The sequence below is a fragment of the Enterobacter cloacae complex sp. ECL411 genome (assembly GCF_021869665.1).
Lineage (GTDB): Bacteria > Pseudomonadota > Gammaproteobacteria > Enterobacterales > Enterobacteriaceae > Enterobacter > Enterobacter intestinihominis.
Map to the genome: position 1 here is coordinate 1532430 of NZ_CP091486.1, position 15937 is coordinate 1548366.

Consider the following 15937-nt stretch of genomic DNA (forward strand, 5'->3'; position numbering starts at 1 on the left):
AAAAAGTGGCCGAAATGCGGGGGATGTATGCTACTCGAACGTGTGGAGATTGTCGGGTTTCGCGGGATTAACCGCCTGTCGCTGCAACTGGAACAGAACAACGTCCTGATAGGCGAAAACGCCTGGGGTAAATCCAGCCTGCTGGATGCCCTGACGCTGCTGCTTTCGCCCGAAGAGAACTTGTACCACTTTGTCCATGATGACTTCTGGTTTCCGCCGGGGGATGTCAATGGGCGCGAGAAACACCTGCATATCATTCTGACCTTCCGCGAATCCGAGCCCGGTCGCCATCGCGTGCGTCGTTTTCGCCCTATGTCGCCCTGCTGGGTGCCCTGTGAAGATGGGTTCCAGCGTATTTTCTATCGCCTTGAGGGCGAAATGGCGCAAAACGACGGGGTATTAACCCTGCGTGAATTTCTTGATGAGAAGGGGAATCCGATCCCGCTCGATAATATTGACGAGCTTGCCCGCCATCTTATCCGCCTCTCCCCCGTGTTGCGCTTACGAGACGCGCGCTTTATGCGGCGGATCCGTAACGGCACCGTACCGAATATGCCTGAGGTGGAAGTAACCGCCCGCGAGCTGGATTTCCTCGCCCGTGAACTGGTCTCGCGGCCGCAGAACCTCACCGACGGCCAGATCCGTCAGGGACTGTCTGCCATGGTCCAACTGCTGGAGCACTACTTCTCCGAGCAGGGAACGGGGCAGGCGCGCCACCGCCTGATGCGCCGCCGCTCGCACGACGAGCAACGAAGCTGGCGCTATCTCGATATTATCAACCGCATGATCGACCGCCCCAACGGGCGCACGCATCGGGTGATCCTGCTGGGATTATTCTCCACGCTTTTACAGGCGAAAGGGACGGTGCGCCTGGATCGGGACGCGCGCCCTCTGCTGCTGGTGGAAGATCCGGAAACGCGGCTGCACCCGATTATGCTTTCCGTGGCGTGGCATCTTCTTAATCTGCTGCCGTTGCAGCGTGTCACCACCACGAATTCCGGCGAGCTGCTCTCCCTGACGCCGGTGGAGTATGTCTGCCGCCTGGTGCGTGAATCCTCGCGGGTCACCGCCTACCGGCTCGGGCCCGGCGGGTTAAATGCCGAAGATGGCCGACGCATTGCGTTTCATATCCGTTTTAACCGTGCCTCTTCCCTGTTTGCCCGCTGCTGGTTGCTGGTGGAAGGGGAAACCGAAACCTGGGTGATAAACGAGCTGGCGCGCCAGTGCGGACACCACTTTGATGCCGAAGGCATCAAAGTGATCGAATTTGCTCAGTCTGGCTTAAAGCCGCTGATCAAATTTGCGCGCCGGATGGGGATAGAGTGGCACGTGCTGGTGGATGGCGATGAGGCGGGTAAAAAATATGCGGCGACCGTGCGCAGCCTGCTCAATAACGATCGTGAAGAGGAGCGGGAACATCTGACCACGCTGCCCGCGATGGACATGGAGCACTTTATGTACCGCCAGGGATTTGACGACGTCTTTCACCGCGTGGCGATGATCCCGGTGGATGTGCCCATGAATATGCGTCGGGTGATCGCCAAAGCTATCCATCGGTCGTCAAAACCGGATTTGGCCATTGAAGTCGCGACGGAAGCGGGCAGGCGGGGCGTGGAGTCGGTGCCCACGCTGCTGCGTAAAATGTTCTCCCGCGTCCTCTGGCTGGCACGCGGGAGAGCCGATTAACGGGCAGTCGCCTGCGATACCTGTTGATGCAGGCTATCAAGCAGGATATAGCGGCGGCGGTACTCGGACCGTTTTTTACTCGCAATCTCTTCCATCGGTTTGCGTGGCATGGTCAGTGGCAGTGCAAAGTTACCGTTCTCCTGCTGCTGTCCGCCAAGGGAGCGCCAGAAGCTGTCATAGTCAGCCAGCAATTTTCCCTCTTTTTTCTTGCGATAGCGCCAGCTGCGGTAGATGTGGGTGGCGTTACTCACCGCGAGGATCTGCTCGACGGGGAAGGCGCCTGCCAGCGTCATGACCGCTTCTACCAGCAGACGTTTTGGGAACAGTCCGTGACAGGCTTTGGTCGCCAGCTGAATGTGCTCGTGCGGGACATGCGCTTTCGCCCCCTGCATTCCGCCGATGAAGAGCGTTGACTTGCCCTGGTATTTGCACAGCGTAAAGGTCAGCTCGGCCAGCACCGTGTTCTGGTGGTCACAAAAAGTGAGGGTCGCTTCCCCTTCTTTGTCCAGAAACGCATCCGCGCTCAGGCGAACGCTAAACTGCTGCTCCTCTTTGCCCGTTAACGTCACCAGCGTGATGCCCTGGCTGGAAAGGTAGCCGTTCAGCAGTGACGCCGGAAGATGGCGGCTCATCATCTGATAGTGATTGTCCAATGCGTCCAGCGTATTCTGACGGCCCATATTGACGGTCAGCCACGGTCGGTGCAGGCGGCACGGCAGGCCGGGCTGCACGCGCAGGATCTGCATCAGACGGGGCTGTTTTGCAAGGTTTCCGAGCAGGCGCGCAGTGGTGAACGGCGTTGCCAGCGAGCGCAGCATAAACTTACGTCGATAGGCCGGATTTTGCCACGCCAGCCCCGGCGTGAGGGAACCGGATGCCAGGCTTTTAAACAGTTGCCAGCCCGATTTAGGCTGGGACAGCGTTGAATAAGGTGTATCGACGATGGAAGACATGTTAGATCCTGCTTCTGGTGGAATTTCGCTATTTCAGCAGGCGCTTTATCAACATCGGGTAAACAATTCCCGACGATTACGGGGATCGGGGGTTTCGTTGAGGAGTGGTTTAGATAAAATCAACGGTGATGATAGCCAGAACAATTATTTGGAATATTTATGAACCTGAAGGGAAAACGCAGAAAGCTGTTTCTGCTGCTGGCGGTAGTGGTGTTAGCAGGCGGATTCTGGTTATGGAAGGTACTGAACGCGCCGGTACCACAGTATCAAACGCTGATTGTTCGTCCGGGCGAGCTGCAACAAAACGTGCTGGCGACGGGGAAGCTGGATGCCCTGCGTAAGGTTGACGTGGGCGCGCAAGTCAGCGGTCAGCTTAAAACCCTGTCGGTTGAGATTGGCGATAAGGTTAAAAAAGGCCAGTTGCTGGGCGTGATCGATCCTGAGCAGGCGCAAAACCAGATCCGCGAAGTGGAAGCGACGCTGATGGAGTTGCGCGCGCAGCGCGCTCAGGCTCAGGCGGAGCGTAATCTCGCTCAGGTCACCCTGTCGCGCCAGCAGGCGCTGGCGAAAACGCAGGCCATCTCGAAACAGGATCTGGACACAGCCGCCACGGAGCTGGCGGTGAAGCAGGCGCAGATTGGCACCATCGATGCGCAAATCAAGCGGAATCAGGCCTCGCTGGATACGGCGAAAACCAACCTCGATTACACGCAAATCGTTGCGCCAATGGCCGGGGAAGTGACGCAGATAACCACCCTGCAAGGCCAGACGGTCATCGCCGCGCAGCAGGCGCCGAACATCCTGACCCTGGCGGATATGAGCACCATGCTGGTGAAAGCCCAGGTATCTGAAGCGGACGTCATTCACCTTAAGCCGGGGCAGAAAGCCTGGTTTACGGTGCTGGGCGATCCGCAAACCCGCTATGAAGGGGTGCTGAAAGATATCCTGCCGACGCCGGAGAAGGTCAACGACGCCATCTTCTACTATGCGCGTTTTGAGGTGCCTAACCCGCAGGGCGTGCTGCGTCTGGACATGACCGCTCAGGTGCATATCCAGCTGACCGGCGTGAAAAACGTGCTGACGGTTCCGCTCTCCGCGCTGGGCGAATCCGCCGGGGACAATCGCTACAAGGTGAAAGTGCTGCGCAACGGTGAAACCCGCGAGCGGGAAGTGGTGATTGGCGCACGTAACGACACCGACGTGGTGGTGGTAAAAGGGCTGGAAGAGGGTGAGGAAGTGGTCACCAGCGAAAGCCTGCCTGGAGCCGCGCAATGACGGCGCTGCTTGAGCTGAATGACATTCGTCGCAGCTATCCGTCCGGCGACGGGCCGGTGGAGGTGCTGAAAGGCATCTCCCTGCGCGTTGAAGCCGGTGAAATGGTGGCGATTGTCGGGGCATCGGGCTCGGGTAAATCAACGCTGATGAACATTCTCGGCTGTCTGGATAAGCCTACCAGCGGCACCTATCGCGTGGCCGGGACGGATGTTTCCACCCTGGACGGCGACGCGCTGGCGAAGCTGCGTCGCGAGCATTTTGGCTTTATCTTCCAGCGTTACCATCTGCTTTCACACCTGAGCGCGGCGCAGAATGTGGAAGTGCCGGCGGTGTATGCGGGCGTCGAGCGCAAAAAACGCCTCGAACGCGCGAAGGCGCTGTTAACGCGTCTTGGGCTGGCGGAGCGTGTTGATTATCAGCCTTCGCAGCTTTCCGGCGGTCAGCAGCAACGCGTGAGTATTGCCCGCGCGCTGATGAACGGTGGGCAGGTGATCCTCGCCGATGAGCCAACCGGTGCGCTCGACAGCCATTCCGGTGAAGAGGTGATGGCGATCCTGCATCAGCTTCGCGATCAGGGGCATACGGTGATTATCGTCACCCACGATCCGCAGGTGGCAGCGCAGGCGGAACGCATTATCGAGATCCACGACGGCGAGCTGGTCAGCAACCCGCCGCCACGTCAGTCCAGAGCGGCGGCGGCGAAAGAGGCGCTGCCGGCCGCAACCGGCTGGGGCCAGTTTTCCAGCGGTTTCCGCGAGGCGCTGACCATGGCCTGGCTGGCGATGGCGGCCAACAAAATGCGCACTCTGCTGACCATGCTTGGCATCATTATTGGTATTGCCTCAGTGGTGTCGATTGTGGTGGTGGGCGATGCGGCGAAACAGCTGGTGCTGGCAGATATTCGCGCCATCGGGACTAACACCATCGACGTTTACCCCGGCAAAGATTTTGGCGACGACGAGCCGCAGTATCAGCAGGCGCTGAAGTATGACGATCTGGCGGCTATTCAGAAGCAGCCGTGGGTGAACTCCGCCACGCCTGCCGTCTCGCAAAACCTGCGTCTGCGCTACGGCAACATCGACGTGGCGGCCAGCGCTAACGGCGTCAGCGGAGATTACTTCAACGTCTACGGCATGACCTTCAGCGAAGGGGCGACCTTCAACGCTGAACAGCTGGCGGGCAGGGCGCAGGTGGTGGTGTTAGATGCTAACTCCCGCAGGCAGCTGTTCCCGAATAAGACCAATGTGGTGGGGGAAGTGATCCTCGTAGGCAACATGCCAGCGACGGTGATCGGCGTGGCGGAAGAGAAGCAGTCGATGTTCGGCAGCAGTAAAATCCTGCGCGTCTGGCTGCCGTACACCACCATTTCCGGGCGCATCATGGGGCAGTCCTGGCTTAACTCTATTACCGTTCGAGTGAAGGAGGGCTACGACAGCGGGCTGGCGGAACAGCAGCTGGAGCGGCTGTTAACCCTGCGCCACGGGAAAAAGGATTTCTTCACCTGGAATATGGATGGCCTCTTGAAAACGGCGGAAAAGACCACACGTACTCTTCAGCTGTTCCTGACGCTGGTGGCGGTGATTTCGCTGGTCGTCGGCGGGATAGGGGTGATGAACATTATGCTGGTGTCGGTGACCGAACGTACGCGGGAGATCGGCATCCGCATGGCGGTCGGAGCCAGAGCCAGCGACGTGCTGCAGCAATTTTTAATTGAAGCGGTGCTGGTGTGTCTGGTGGGCGGTGCGATGGGGATTGCGCTCTCGATGATGATCGCCTTTGCGCTCCAGCTCTTCTTACCGGGCTGGGAGATTGGCTTCTCGCCGATGGCGATCCTGACGGCGTTTTTATGTTCCACCTTCACCGGTATTCTGTTCGGCTGGCTACCGGCGCGAAACGCGGCGCGGCTGGATCCGGTGGATGCGCTGGCGCGCGAATAACCCGAAAATAAAAATGCCAGCCGATCGGGCTGGCATTTTGCCTGCAGGGTGTACACAATGAATCAGAGAGCTATGCAACCGCTTCTGCTTCAACGGGGACGATCAGACTGGCATGATTGCCTTTTGGCCCCTGGTGTACATCGAACCGGACGGACTGCCCGGCTTTGAGCGTCCTGTAACCATCCATCTGAATGGTGGAATAGTGAGCGAAGATATCCTCGCCGCCGCCTTCGGGGCAAATGAAGCCAAACCCCTTGGCGTTGTTGAACCACTTAACAGTACCCATTTCCATGCTTCGACATCCTTCGTAAATCTTATAAATTAAGATGGAATGAACCGGTGGTGGAGTGGGGGCTGTTCAAAACCTCGCCAACTCACGCTTGTACAATTTAGAGAAACGGAAGAAGCCGTCAAGCGTTTGGCGCTGGAGTTGGGACAATAATCAACCAAAATTTGAGGCAGTTAACGCTATTGCAACAGTTTGTGACAGACATCGCGGATGACAGTAATAGATGATTGTTATCTAACATCTGAGGTAGATTCAAAGTGGTTATGCATAATGGGTAAGACCAACGATTGGCTGGATTTTGACCAGCTGGCGGAAGATAAAGTGCGCGACGCGCTAAAACCGCCATCTATGTATAAAGTTATGTTAATGAACGATGATTACACGCCGATGGAATTTGTTATTGACGTGCTACAAAAGTTCTTTTCTTATGATGTTGAACGTGCAACGCAACTGATGCTTACCGTTCATTATCGTGGCAAAGCGATCTGCGGCATCTTTACTGCCGAAGTAGCGGAAACCAAAGTAGCGATGGTGAACGACTATGCAAGGGAGAACGAGCATCCGTTGCTGTGTACGCTGGAAAAGGCCTGATAAGGCATAAAATTGGGGGAGGTGCCTATGCTCAATCAAGAACTGGAACTCAGTTTAAACATGGCTTTCGCCAGAGCGCGTGAGCACCGACATGAGTTTATGACCGTCGAGCATTTGCTGCTCGCACTGCTTAGCAACCCATCTGCCCGCGAAGCGCTGGAAGCCTGCTCCGTGGATCTGGTGGCGCTACGTCAGGAACTCGAAGCCTTCATCGAACAAACCACACCGGTGCTGCCAGCCAGTGAAGAAGAGCGCGACACACAGCCGACGCTCAGCTTCCAGCGCGTGCTGCAGCGCGCGGTTTTCCACGTCCAGTCTTCCGGACGTAGCGAAGTGACGGGCGCCAATGTGCTGGTCGCCATCTTCAGTGAGCAGGAGTCCCAGGCGGCCTACCTGCTGCGTAAACACGAAGTCAGCCGGCTCGACGTGGTCAACTTCATCTCTCACGGAACGCGAAAAGACGAGCCTAACCAGGCATCGGATCCCAGCGGACAGATCAACAGCAATGAAGAGCAAGCAGGCGGGGAGGATCGTATGGAAAACTTCACCACCAACCTTAACCAGCTTGCTCGCGTTGGCGGTATCGACCCGCTGATTGGCCGCGACAAAGAGCTGGAGCGTGCCATCCAGGTGCTGTGCCGTCGCCGTAAGAACAACCCGCTGCTGGTGGGGGAATCTGGCGTGGGTAAAACCGCGATTGCCGAAGGTCTGGCCTGGCGCATTGTGCAGGGCGACGTGCCGGAAGTGATTGCCGACTGCACCATCTACTCGCTGGATATTGGCTCGCTGCTGGCGGGCACCAAATACCGCGGTGATTTTGAAAAACGTTTCAAAGCGCTGTTAAAACAGCTGGAGCAGGACACCAACAGCATCCTGTTTATCGATGAGATCCACACCATCATCGGCGCAGGCGCGGCTTCCGGTGGTCAGGTAGATGCCGCCAACCTGATCAAACCGCTGCTCTCCAGCGGCAAGATCCGCGTGATGGGCTCTACGACGTACCAGGAGTTCAGCAACATCTTTGAGAAGGATCGTGCGCTGGCGCGTCGTTTCCAGAAAATCGACGTTACCGAGCCGTCGGTTGACGAAACGGTGCAGATCATCAACGGTCTGAAAACCAAGTACGAAGCGCACCACGACGTGCGTTACACCGCGAAAGCGGTGCGTGCGGCGGTGGAGCTGGCGGTGAAATACATCAACGATCGTCATCTGCCGGATAAAGCGATCGACGTAATTGATGAAGCGGGTGCGCGTGCGCGCCTGATGCCAGCGAGCAAGCGTAAGAAAACCGTGAACGTAGCGGATATCGAGTCCGTGGTGGCCCGTATCGCACGTATCCCTGAGAAGAGCGTCTCTCAGAGCGACCGTGATACGCTGCGCACCCTCGGCAATCGCCTGAAAATGCTGGTCTTTGGTCAGGATAAAGCCATTGAGGCCTTAACCGAAGCGATCAAGATGGCCCGTGCTGGCCTGGGGCATGACCACAAGCCTGTCGGTTCCTTCCTGTTCGCCGGCCCGACCGGTGTGGGTAAAACCGAGGTAACGGTGCAGCTCTCCAAAGCGCTGGGCATTGAGCTGTTGCGCTTTGATATGTCCGAGTATATGGAGCGTCACACCGTCAGCCGTTTGATTGGTGCGCCTCCGGGCTACGTGGGCTTTGACCAGGGCGGCCTGCTCACCGACGCGGTGATCAAGCATCCGCACGCGGTCCTGCTGCTCGATGAAATCGAGAAAGCGCACCCGGACGTGTTCAACATCCTGTTGCAGGTGATGGACAACGGGACGCTGACCGATAACAACGGGCGCAAGGCCGATTTCCGCAACGTGGTGCTGGTGATGACCACCAACGCCGGGGTGCGTGAAACCGAGCGCAAATCCATCGGCCTGATCCATCAGGATAACAGCACCGATGCGATGGAGGAGATCAAGAAGATCTTCACGCCGGAGTTCCGTAACCGTCTGGACAACATTATCTGGTTCGATCACCTGTCTACCGAGGTGATCCATCAGGTGGTGGATAAGTTCATCGTCGAGCTGCAGGTTCAGCTGGATCAGAAAGGCGTGTCGCTGGAAGTGAGCCAGGAGGCCCGCAACTGGCTGGCTGAGAAAGGCTACGACCGTGCGATGGGTGCCCGTCCGATGGCGCGCGTGATTCAGGACAACCTGAAGAAACCGCTGGCGAACGAACTGCTGTTTGGATCGCTGGTTGACGGCGGCCAGGTGACCGTGGCGCTGGATCAGGCGAAGAACGAACTGACGTACGATTTCCAGAGTGCGGCGAAGCACAAGCCGGAAGCGGCTCACTGAGTTGAAAGGTAAAAGCAAAACGGCAACTTCGGTTGCCGTTTTTTTTGTTTGCTCCCTCTCCCAGTGGGAGAGGGCTGGGGTGAGGGCATCAGGCCGCAGAGGAATTTTGCGAGGCGCTTTCCAGATTCTTTCGAAGTCAGTTGCTGGATAAATCTACAGTAATAAAATGGTGTCGCACCTGCAAAATCGGGTGCCGGGATTGGCGTCCTGAAAGTGTGTGCACAGACAATCTTGCGTGCATAAAGGATTACATATGACTAATATTAATAGCTTCGCCCAGCTCTACACCGAACTCTCCCTCAACCCCGATCTCCCAACTCTTGCCGAACGCTGTAACCTGCTCACTGAAATCCTGCTCGACTGTCATTCGCTCCCACAAACGCAGCCCGTTTGCCGCTGTCTCGGAGCTTATCTGGAAGAGGTAAAATCCGGCCTCACAGAATCCATGCGTGATTTTCAGGTGGTGGAATTTGAGGACGAAGCGGAACAGCCGCGACAAAAAGAGTGGTTGCTGGAAGATACAGAAACGAAATGTGACTACTGCCGGGCGTTAAACCACGTGCTGCTGGTTTCGCATTTTGACCGCGATATGTTGCCGCACCTGACGGGACTGTTGCATGACATTACCCACGCGATAGCTGAAGATTTAATCGTACCCATGAACCCGTGCATGACAATACATCTGCCGACACAGCCACACTAAGGCCATAAATAAAAAAGGCCGGGATTGTCCCGACCTTTTAAATATTCATCTGCCATTACAGGCGAAAACAATTAGCGACTACGGAAGACAATGCGGCCTTTGCTCAGGTCGTACGGGGTCAGTTCAACAGTCACTTTGTCGCCCGTCAAAATGCGGATATAGTTTTTGCGCATTTTACCGGAGATGTGCGCAGTTACCACGTGACCGTTTTCCAGTTCTACGCGAAACATGGTATTAGGCAACGTATCAAGTACGGTACCCTGCATTTCAATATTGTCTTCTTTGGCCATCTAATCCTCTGGGGTATCACTACCAAGTTTTGAACCGGCAAGATAATGCCGAAATTCATCAATTAAGTAAAGAATTGCGCGTTTAAAACGCAGCAAAACAATTTCAGCGTATTGCCCAAGCGTCACGGTACAACCGAACGGAAAGCGCATTCGTAAAGGGGATACGACAGGATAAACGTCAGGACGTTATCTGAAGCGAGGGTCCCAAACGGCGGCGGGGCAACAGGCAGAAGCTACTCTGCGGCGTAATTATAACACCCTCATAAAAAATATGCGGAAAACATTTAGGCATTGGGCATAAAGAGCATTCTGGGAACCCAAAAATCGCGCGGAAGAGTCTCCTGTCGGCACTGTTCAAGGTGTTCGATATAGCGTCGGCGGGAAATTTCAACCGCGCCGAGCGAGGCGGTGTGCTCATTCAGCACCTGACAATCCATCAGTTGTCCGCCGCGTTGGGCAAATTCCTGGCTAAAAACCAGCAGCGCGGTTTTCGACGCATTCGTGGCGCGGGAGAACATCGACTCGCCGCAGAACAGCGTGCCCTGCGCCACCCCGTACATCCCCCCAACGAGGTCATCATCTTTCCATACTTCGATGGAGTGCGCGTAGCCCAGCTCATGAAGCTGGTGGTAGGCGATAATGATGTCGCGGGTTATCCAGGTGCCTTCATGACGATCTTCAGCGCAGCCTTCGATAACCTGCCCGAAGGCATGATTGAGCGTGACGCGATAGGGCGAATTTGCGTGAAAACGTTTCATGCTGCGGCTCAGGTGAAACTGCCCGGGCCACAGCACGGCTCGCGGGTCCGGAGACCACCATAAAATCGGGTCGCCGGGAGAAAACCACGGGAAGATGCCGCGCTGGTAAGCCATTAAGAGACGCGCCGGGCTGAGATCGCCGCCCAAAGCCAGCAATCCGTTAGGTTCACGCAGCGCCCCCTCCGGAGAAGGGAACGCAATATTATGGCGAGAAAGCTGCACCAGGCGCATGACAACAGAACTCCAGTACGCGAGAGAGGACGCTACAAATATAGTCTACAGGCGCTGTTTAAACTGGTAGTAGCGACCCTGTTTTGCCAGCAGCTCTGCGTGATTACCTTGCTCAATTATGTGTCCGTTGTCCATCACAATTATTCGATCGAAATTCACCAGCCCGCGCAGGCGGTGAGTGACCATCAGCACGGTTTTGCCTTTCATCACCTTTGTCAGTAAATCAAGAATTTGACTCTCGGTTGTCGCATCCAGACCTTCTGTCGGTTCATCCAGCAACATCAGCGGAGCATCGTGCAGCAAGGCGCGCGCGATGGCCAGACGACGCAGTTCGCCGCCGGAAAGCTGTCGGCCCCCTTCACCCAGCCAGCTGTTCAACCCGTCGTCCTCAAGCAGCTTGTGCAGCCCAACCTGTTCCAGCATCGCCCGCAGCGTATCGTCAGAGGCGTCCGGTGCCGCCAGAAGAAGATTATCGCGCAGCGTAGCGCTGAACAGGTGCACACGCTGGGGCACGACGCTGACCGTTTTACGCAAGGCCGCTTCGCTATAATCAGACAGCGGAAGGTCGTTAAACCGAATCTCGCCCTGCTGCGGGTCCCAGGCGCGCGTGAGGAGTTGCAAAAGCGTCGATTTGCCACATCCCGTACGGCCAAGGATCGCAATGCGCTGCCCGGCATCAACAGAAAGGCTGATGTCTTCCAGCGCGTTTTGCGCCTGCTTGTCGTAGGCGAAGGTGACGTTGCTGAGCGTCAGCGCGACCTGCTCCGGCACGATGGTTTGACCCGCGCTGAACTTCACTTCCGGCTCCTGCTCTGCAATATCCGTAATGCGCAGCGCAGAGGCAATCACCTGGCCGAGATGCTGAAAGGCGCCGGTGACCGGGGCTAAGGCTTCGAAGGCTGCCAGGGCACAGAAAACAAACAGCGCAATCAGCGGGCCAGGCTGCGGGTTACCGCCCACGCCACCGGAGGCCATCCAGAGCATGGCGATAACGGCAAACCCACCGATTAACATCATCAGCGCCTGAGAAAACGCGGTCAGTTCAGACTGGCGACGCTGGGCTTCATGCCAGTTCAGTTCCGTATTTTCCATACGGGTGCGGTAGCGCTTGCTGGCACCAAAAATGGTGAGCTCGGCCTGACCCTGCAACCAGGAGGTGAGCTGCTGGCGGTATTCCCCGCGCAGACGCGTCAGGTTTTCCCCGGTGGTTTTACCTGCACGATAAAACAGGGGCGGCAGAATAATCAGCGTCATCAGCATGATGCCGCCGAGCGTCAGTGCGATGGGAACATCCAGGAAACTCAACCCCAGCGTGACCACGACAATCACCACAAACGCGCCCACCATGGGCGAGATGACGCGCAGATAGAGGTGATCCAGCGTATCCACATCCGCAACTACGCGGTTGAGTAATTCGCCCTGCCGAAAACGTGCCAGCCCGGCAGGGGAGAGGGGCAGCAATTTGCTGAACGTATAAATACGCAGGTGTTGCAGCACGCGGAAGGTCGCGTCGTGGCTGACCAGGCGTTCGAAGTAGCGCCCGGCAGTTCGCGTAATCGCCGTGCCGCGCACCCCGGCGGCAGGCAGCATGTAGTTAAAGCTGTATAGCCCGGCAAAGCCTGCGGCCGCAGACGCGGAGAGGAACCAGCCAGAAAGCGTAAGCAGGCCGATGCTGGCGAGCAGAGTGATAATCGCCAGTACGATCCCGAGCGTCAGCATCCATTTGTGGCGTTTATACAAAGCAAGATAGGGAAGCAGGGCGCGCATCAGATATCCTCCTGACGGTTCGCCAGCAGGGTCGCAAAGGGCCCCTGCGCGGCAACAAGCGCGGCGTAATCGCCTTGCTCAACAATGTGTCCGTTTTCCATCACCCAGATCTGATCCCAGTCGGCAATACCTTCCAGCTGGTGGGTCACCATCAGGGTAGTTTGCTGGCGTGAGGCTGCGTTAAGCGCATCCATCACGCGCTGCTCGCTGTGAGCGTCCAGGCTGGCGGCGGGTTCGTCCAGCAGCATTAACGAACAGGGGTTCAGCAGCGCACGGGCAACCGCGACGCGCTGTGCCTGGCCCACTGACAGCCCGGCAGACTGATCGCCAATGACGGTATCGACACCCTGCGCAAGCAGCGGCAAAAACTCGCTGACCCAGGCGCGGTCGAGGACAGATTGCAGCTCATCGTCACGTGCATCCGGCCTTGCCAGCAGCACATTCTCGCGCAGCGTCGGGGCAGGCAGCTGAGGGTTTTGACCCACCCAGCTTAGCTGTTTACGCCAGGCATCAGGATCGAGCTCGCGTAGCTCCGTTTTGTTGATACGCAGCGATCCGGTGTACGCCATAAAACCTGACAGCGCATTCAACAATGAGCTTTTACCTGAGCCGCTGGTACCCACCAGCACCATACGATGCCCGGCAGGCAGGGTAAAGTTCAGCGGGCCGGCCAGCACTTTGCCTTCAGGCGACAGAACAGAAAAATCCTGTGCTTCAATGGTCACCGGATCGTTCGTATTCAGCGTCACCTCACCACGCTCCGGATGCGCCAGCGGCGTTTCCATAAAGGTTTTCAGGCTGTCGGCAGCACCCACCGCCTGCGCTTTGGCATGGTAAAAGGTGCCGAGATCGCGAAGCGGCTGGAAAAATTCCGGGGCCAGGATCAGCGCCAGGAACCCGGCGGAAAGCGTGACCGCCGTACCGTAGTGGCCAAAGTCCAGCGCGCCGAGGTAGGAGAAGCCAAAGTAAACCGCCACCAGCGCAATCGACAGGGAGGTAAAGAACTCGAGCACGCCGGAAGAAAGGAAGGCCATGCGCAACACTTCCATGGTGCGCTGACGAAAATCCTGCGACGCCAGGCGAATGTTTTCGGTTTCCGCTTCACCACGACCAAAGATCCGCAGGGTTTCCATTCCGCGCAGACGGTCCAGGAAATGACCGCTCAACCGACCCAGCGCAAGGAAGTTGCGACGGTTGGCATCTGCCGCGCCCATGCCGACCATCGCCATAAACAGCGGGATGAGCGGGGCGGTCCCCATCAGGATCAGAGCCGCTACCCAGTTAACAGGGAAGATGGCGATAACAATCATCAGAGGCACAAACACTGCCAGCGCCATCTGTGGAAGATAACGCGCATAGTAATCGTGCATATCGTCGATTTGCTCCAGGATCAGCGTCGCCCAGCTACCGGCCGGTTTGCCCTGGATCCACGCAGGCCCGGCTTCCGAAAGCCGGTCGAGCACTTTGCGGCGGATCTCATAGCGGATGTGCTGGCCGGCATGGAACCCAACCCGCTCGCGCAGCCAGACCACCCACGCACGCAGGACGAAAACCAGCACCAGAACGATAAACGGCAGCAGCAGCGCTTCGCGCGGGATGCTCTCCATGATCATATGATTGAGAATGCGGGCCAGCAGCCATGCCTGGGCAACAATCAACAGACCGCTGATAAATCCCAGAACGCGGGAAATCATAAGCCAGCGGCGGGACAGAACGCTTTGCTGTTTCAGCCAGCGCGTTAACTCTTGTTGACGGGTTTTTTCCATTGCGTACTTTGCAGGTGACGTTATAAGAAATTAGACATCTGCATGTTACACGTGAGCAAAAATAAAGGCGACCAGTGGCCGCCTTTATTTACGTTTGTTACTGACTTGTAAAGATTATTTACCTTGTTCTGCCAGTCCGTCCAGATAGCGTTCTGCGTCCAGCGCGGCCATACAGCCGGTGCCCGCAGAGGTGATCGCCTGACGATAAATATGGTCCATCACGTCGCCAGCCGCGAAGACGCCTGGGATGCTGGTCTGCGTGGCATTGCCGTGAATGCCAGACTGCACTTTGATGTAGCCGTTCTCCAGCTCAAGTTGGCCTTCGAAAATGGCCGTGTTCGGGCTGTGACCGATTGCCACAAACAGGCCTGCCACCTCCAGCGTTTCGACGGTGTCGGTGTTCTGCGTATCACGAATTCGCAGACCTGCCACACCCATCTGATCGCCGGTCACTTCTTCCAGCGTACGGTTGGTATGCAGCACAATGTTGCCGCTCGCCACTTTATCCATCAGGCGTTTGATCAGGATCTTCTCGGCGCGGAAGGTGTCGCGACGGTGGATCAGGTGTACTTCTGAGGCGATGTTCGCCAGATACAACGCTTCTTCCACAGCGGTGTTGCCGCCGCCAATCACCGCAACTTTCTGGTTGCGATAGAAGAAACCGTCGCAGGTCGCGCAGGCTGATACGCCGCGCCCTTTGAATGCTTCTTCAGACGGCAGACCGAGATAACGGGCAGAGGCACCGGTAGCGATGATCAGCGCATCGCAGGTGTATTCACCGCTGTCGCCGGTCAGACGGAACGGACGGTTCTGCAAATCCACTTTATTAATGTGGTCGAACAGGATTTCGGTTTCGAATTTAGCAGCATGCTCGTGCATGCGCTCCATCAGCAGCGGCCCGGTCAGGTCGTTCGGGTCGCCCGGCCAGTTTTCCACTTCCGTGGTGGTGGTCAGCTGACCGCCTTTTTCCATCCCGGTAATCAGTACCGGTTGCAGGTTAGCGCGTGCAGCATAGACCGCTGCGGTATATCCCGCAGGTCCAGAACCAAGGATTAGCAGCTTACTGTGTTTGGTCGTGCCCATGAGATCCCCATTGTTGTTGGCAGGCAATGGGCTGGATTGTAGGGAATTTGTTGCCGTAAAAAAAGAGCACGACAGTTTTGCTTCCGATATATGCAATAGTCACGCCCTATGGATAAGACACGGTCATATCACGTCTGCTACTGAAAATCGCGCGTTTATAAGGCAATAAAATGATGATTAATACCCCCCCGTAATGAATATCCGGCATCTTGTACTAAAAATCGATGTTTTGCTTTGACAATCCCCTGCGCTTTTGCGAAAACATTCAAGGAAGAAAAAAAGACGCATGAACTGCATGTCG

14 protein-coding genes are annotated in these 15937 nt (G+C 56.8%); 7 read left to right on the top strand and 7 right to left on the bottom strand.

The window, feature by feature from the left end; translation table 11 throughout:
• Positions 1-27 precede the first annotated feature (27 nt).
• Complete coding sequence (locus L3069_RS07270) at positions 28-1686, top strand: ATP-dependent endonuclease (RefSeq protein ID WP_038415767.1); 1659 nt, start codon at positions 28-30, stop codon at positions 1684-1686.
• Here L3069_RS07270 and L3069_RS07275 read toward each other — a convergent pair.
• On the bottom strand, positions 1683-2639 hold the full coding sequence (locus tag L3069_RS07275; protein WP_038415768.1) for a VirK/YbjX family protein: 957 nt from the start codon (positions 2637-2639) through the stop codon (positions 1683-1685). The genes L3069_RS07270 and L3069_RS07275 overlap by 4 nt on opposite strands.
• Here L3069_RS07275 and L3069_RS07280 point away from each other — a divergent pair.
• From L3069_RS07280 to macB, 3 genes are read left to right on the top strand one after another with little or no spacing between them, the layout of a single operon-like run.
• The gene (locus L3069_RS07280; protein ID WP_154817112.1) at positions 2629-2802 is read left to right on the top strand and encodes a hypothetical protein; all 174 of its coding nucleotides are present in this window, start codon (positions 2629-2631) and stop codon (positions 2800-2802) included. The genes L3069_RS07275 and L3069_RS07280 overlap by 11 nt on opposite strands.
• Positions 2799-3914 (top strand): macrolide transporter subunit MacA, encoded by a 1116-nt coding sequence (gene macA / locus L3069_RS07285; RefSeq protein ID WP_022647609.1) that lies wholly within the window; start codon positions 2799-2801, stop codon positions 3912-3914. Before L3069_RS07280 ends, macA begins: the two co-directional genes overlap by 4 nt.
• The gene (macB, locus tag L3069_RS07290; protein ID WP_023305795.1) at positions 3911-5851 is read left to right on the top strand and encodes a macrolide ABC transporter ATP-binding protein/permease MacB; all 1941 of its coding nucleotides are present in this window, start codon (positions 3911-3913) and stop codon (positions 5849-5851) included. Before macA ends, macB begins: the two co-directional genes overlap by 4 nt.
• 70 nt (positions 5852-5921) lie before the next feature.
• Here the strand turns inward: macB and cspD are convergent, their stop codons facing one another.
• On the bottom strand, positions 5922-6143 hold the full coding sequence (cspD, locus tag L3069_RS07295; protein ID WP_006174390.1) for a cold shock-like protein CspD: 222 nt from the start codon (positions 6141-6143) through the stop codon (positions 5922-5924).
• A gap of 267 nt (positions 6144-6410) precedes the next feature.
• Between cspD and clpS the strand changes: the two genes are divergently transcribed.
• The 3 genes from clpS to L3069_RS07310 all read left to right on the top strand — a co-directional run bounded on the left by clpS (position 6411) and on the right by L3069_RS07310 (position 9741).
• Entirely contained in the window at positions 6411-6731 is a 321-nt protein-coding gene (gene clpS, locus L3069_RS07300) for an ATP-dependent Clp protease adapter ClpS (protein WP_006174393.1), read from the top strand.
• Between the two features lie 27 nt (positions 6732-6758).
• Positions 6759-9038 carry an ATP-dependent Clp protease ATP-binding subunit ClpA gene (clpA, locus tag L3069_RS07305; RefSeq protein WP_022647611.1) on the top strand — a complete coding sequence of 760 codons (2280 nt, stop codon included), beginning with the start codon at positions 6759-6761 and terminating at the stop codon, positions 9036-9038.
• A 253-nt stretch (positions 9039-9291) separates the two neighbouring features.
• Positions 9292-9741, top strand: coding sequence for a hypothetical protein (locus L3069_RS07310; protein ID WP_038415770.1), 450 nt, complete (start codon positions 9292-9294; stop codon positions 9739-9741).
• 71 nt (positions 9742-9812) lie between these two features.
• Here L3069_RS07310 and infA read toward each other — a convergent pair whose 3' ends face one another.
• The 5 genes from infA to trxB all read right to left on the bottom strand — a co-directional run bounded on the left by infA (position 9813) and on the right by trxB (position 15636).
• Positions 9813-10031 (bottom strand): translation initiation factor IF-1, encoded by a 219-nt coding sequence (gene infA, locus L3069_RS07315; protein WP_002211347.1) that lies wholly within the window; start codon positions 10029-10031, stop codon positions 9813-9815.
• 284 nt (positions 10032-10315) lie between these two features.
• Positions 10316-11020: a leucyl/phenylalanyl-tRNA--protein transferase gene (gene aat, locus L3069_RS07320; protein WP_023299713.1), complete on the bottom strand. Its 705-nt coding sequence runs from the start codon at positions 11018-11020 to the stop codon at positions 10316-10318.
• Positions 11021-11065: 45 nt separating this feature from the next.
• On the bottom strand, positions 11066-12787 hold the full coding sequence (cydC, locus tag L3069_RS07325; protein ID WP_038415771.1) for a cysteine/glutathione ABC transporter ATP-binding protein/permease CydC: 1722 nt from the start codon (positions 12785-12787) through the stop codon (positions 11066-11068).
• Positions 12787-14553: a cysteine/glutathione ABC transporter permease/ATP-binding protein CydD gene (cydD, locus tag L3069_RS07330; protein ID WP_023299715.1), complete on the bottom strand. Its 1767-nt coding sequence runs from the start codon at positions 14551-14553 to the stop codon at positions 12787-12789. Before cydD ends, cydC begins: the two co-directional genes overlap by 1 nt.
• Positions 14554-14667: 114 nt before the next feature.
• Complete coding sequence (trxB, locus tag L3069_RS07335; RefSeq protein ID WP_022647616.1) at positions 14668-15636, bottom strand: thioredoxin-disulfide reductase; 969 nt, start codon at positions 15634-15636, stop codon at positions 14668-14670.
• Between the last annotated feature and the right edge of the window lie 301 nt (positions 15637-15937).

Bases quoted from the DNA above. Each gene is read 5' to 3' on its own strand.
- macA (WP_022647609.1), top strand. From the start codon at position 2,799: ATGAACCTGAAGGGAAAACGCAGAAAGCTGTTTCTGCTGCTGGCGGTA.
- aat (WP_023299713.1), bottom strand. From the start codon at position 11,020: ATGCGCCTGGTGCAGCTTTCTCGCCATAATATTGCGTTCCCTTCTCCG.
- trxB (WP_022647616.1), bottom strand. From the start codon at position 15,636: ATGGGCACGACCAAACACAGTAAGCTGCTAATCCTTGGTTCTGGACCT.
- L3069_RS07280 (WP_154817112.1), top strand. From the start codon at position 2,629: ATGGAAGACATGTTAGATCCTGCTTCTGGTGGAATTTCGCTATTTCAG.
- clpS (WP_006174393.1), top strand. From the start codon at position 6,411: ATGGGTAAGACCAACGATTGGCTGGATTTTGACCAGCTGGCGGAAGAT.
- cydD (WP_023299715.1), bottom strand. From the start codon at position 14,553: ATGGAAAAAACCCGTCAACAAGAGTTAACGCGCTGGCTGAAACAGCAA.
- cspD (WP_006174390.1), bottom strand. From the start codon at position 6,143: ATGGAAATGGGTACTGTTAAGTGGTTCAACAACGCCAAGGGGTTTGGC.
- L3069_RS07275 (WP_038415768.1), bottom strand. From the start codon at position 2,639: ATGTCTTCCATCGTCGATACACCTTATTCAACGCTGTCCCAGCCTAAA.
- clpA (WP_022647611.1), top strand. From the start codon at position 6,759: ATGCTCAATCAAGAACTGGAACTCAGTTTAAACATGGCTTTCGCCAGA.
- L3069_RS07310 (WP_038415770.1), top strand. From the start codon at position 9,292: ATGACTAATATTAATAGCTTCGCCCAGCTCTACACCGAACTCTCCCTC.
- cydC (WP_038415771.1), bottom strand. From the start codon at position 12,787: ATGCGCGCCCTGCTTCCCTATCTTGCTTTGTATAAACGCCACAAATGG.
- infA (WP_002211347.1), bottom strand. From the start codon at position 10,031: ATGGCCAAAGAAGACAATATTGAAATGCAGGGTACCGTACTTGATACG.
- L3069_RS07270 (WP_038415767.1), top strand. From the start codon at position 28: ATGCTACTCGAACGTGTGGAGATTGTCGGGTTTCGCGGGATTAACCGC.
- macB (WP_023305795.1), top strand. From the start codon at position 3,911: ATGACGGCGCTGCTTGAGCTGAATGACATTCGTCGCAGCTATCCGTCC.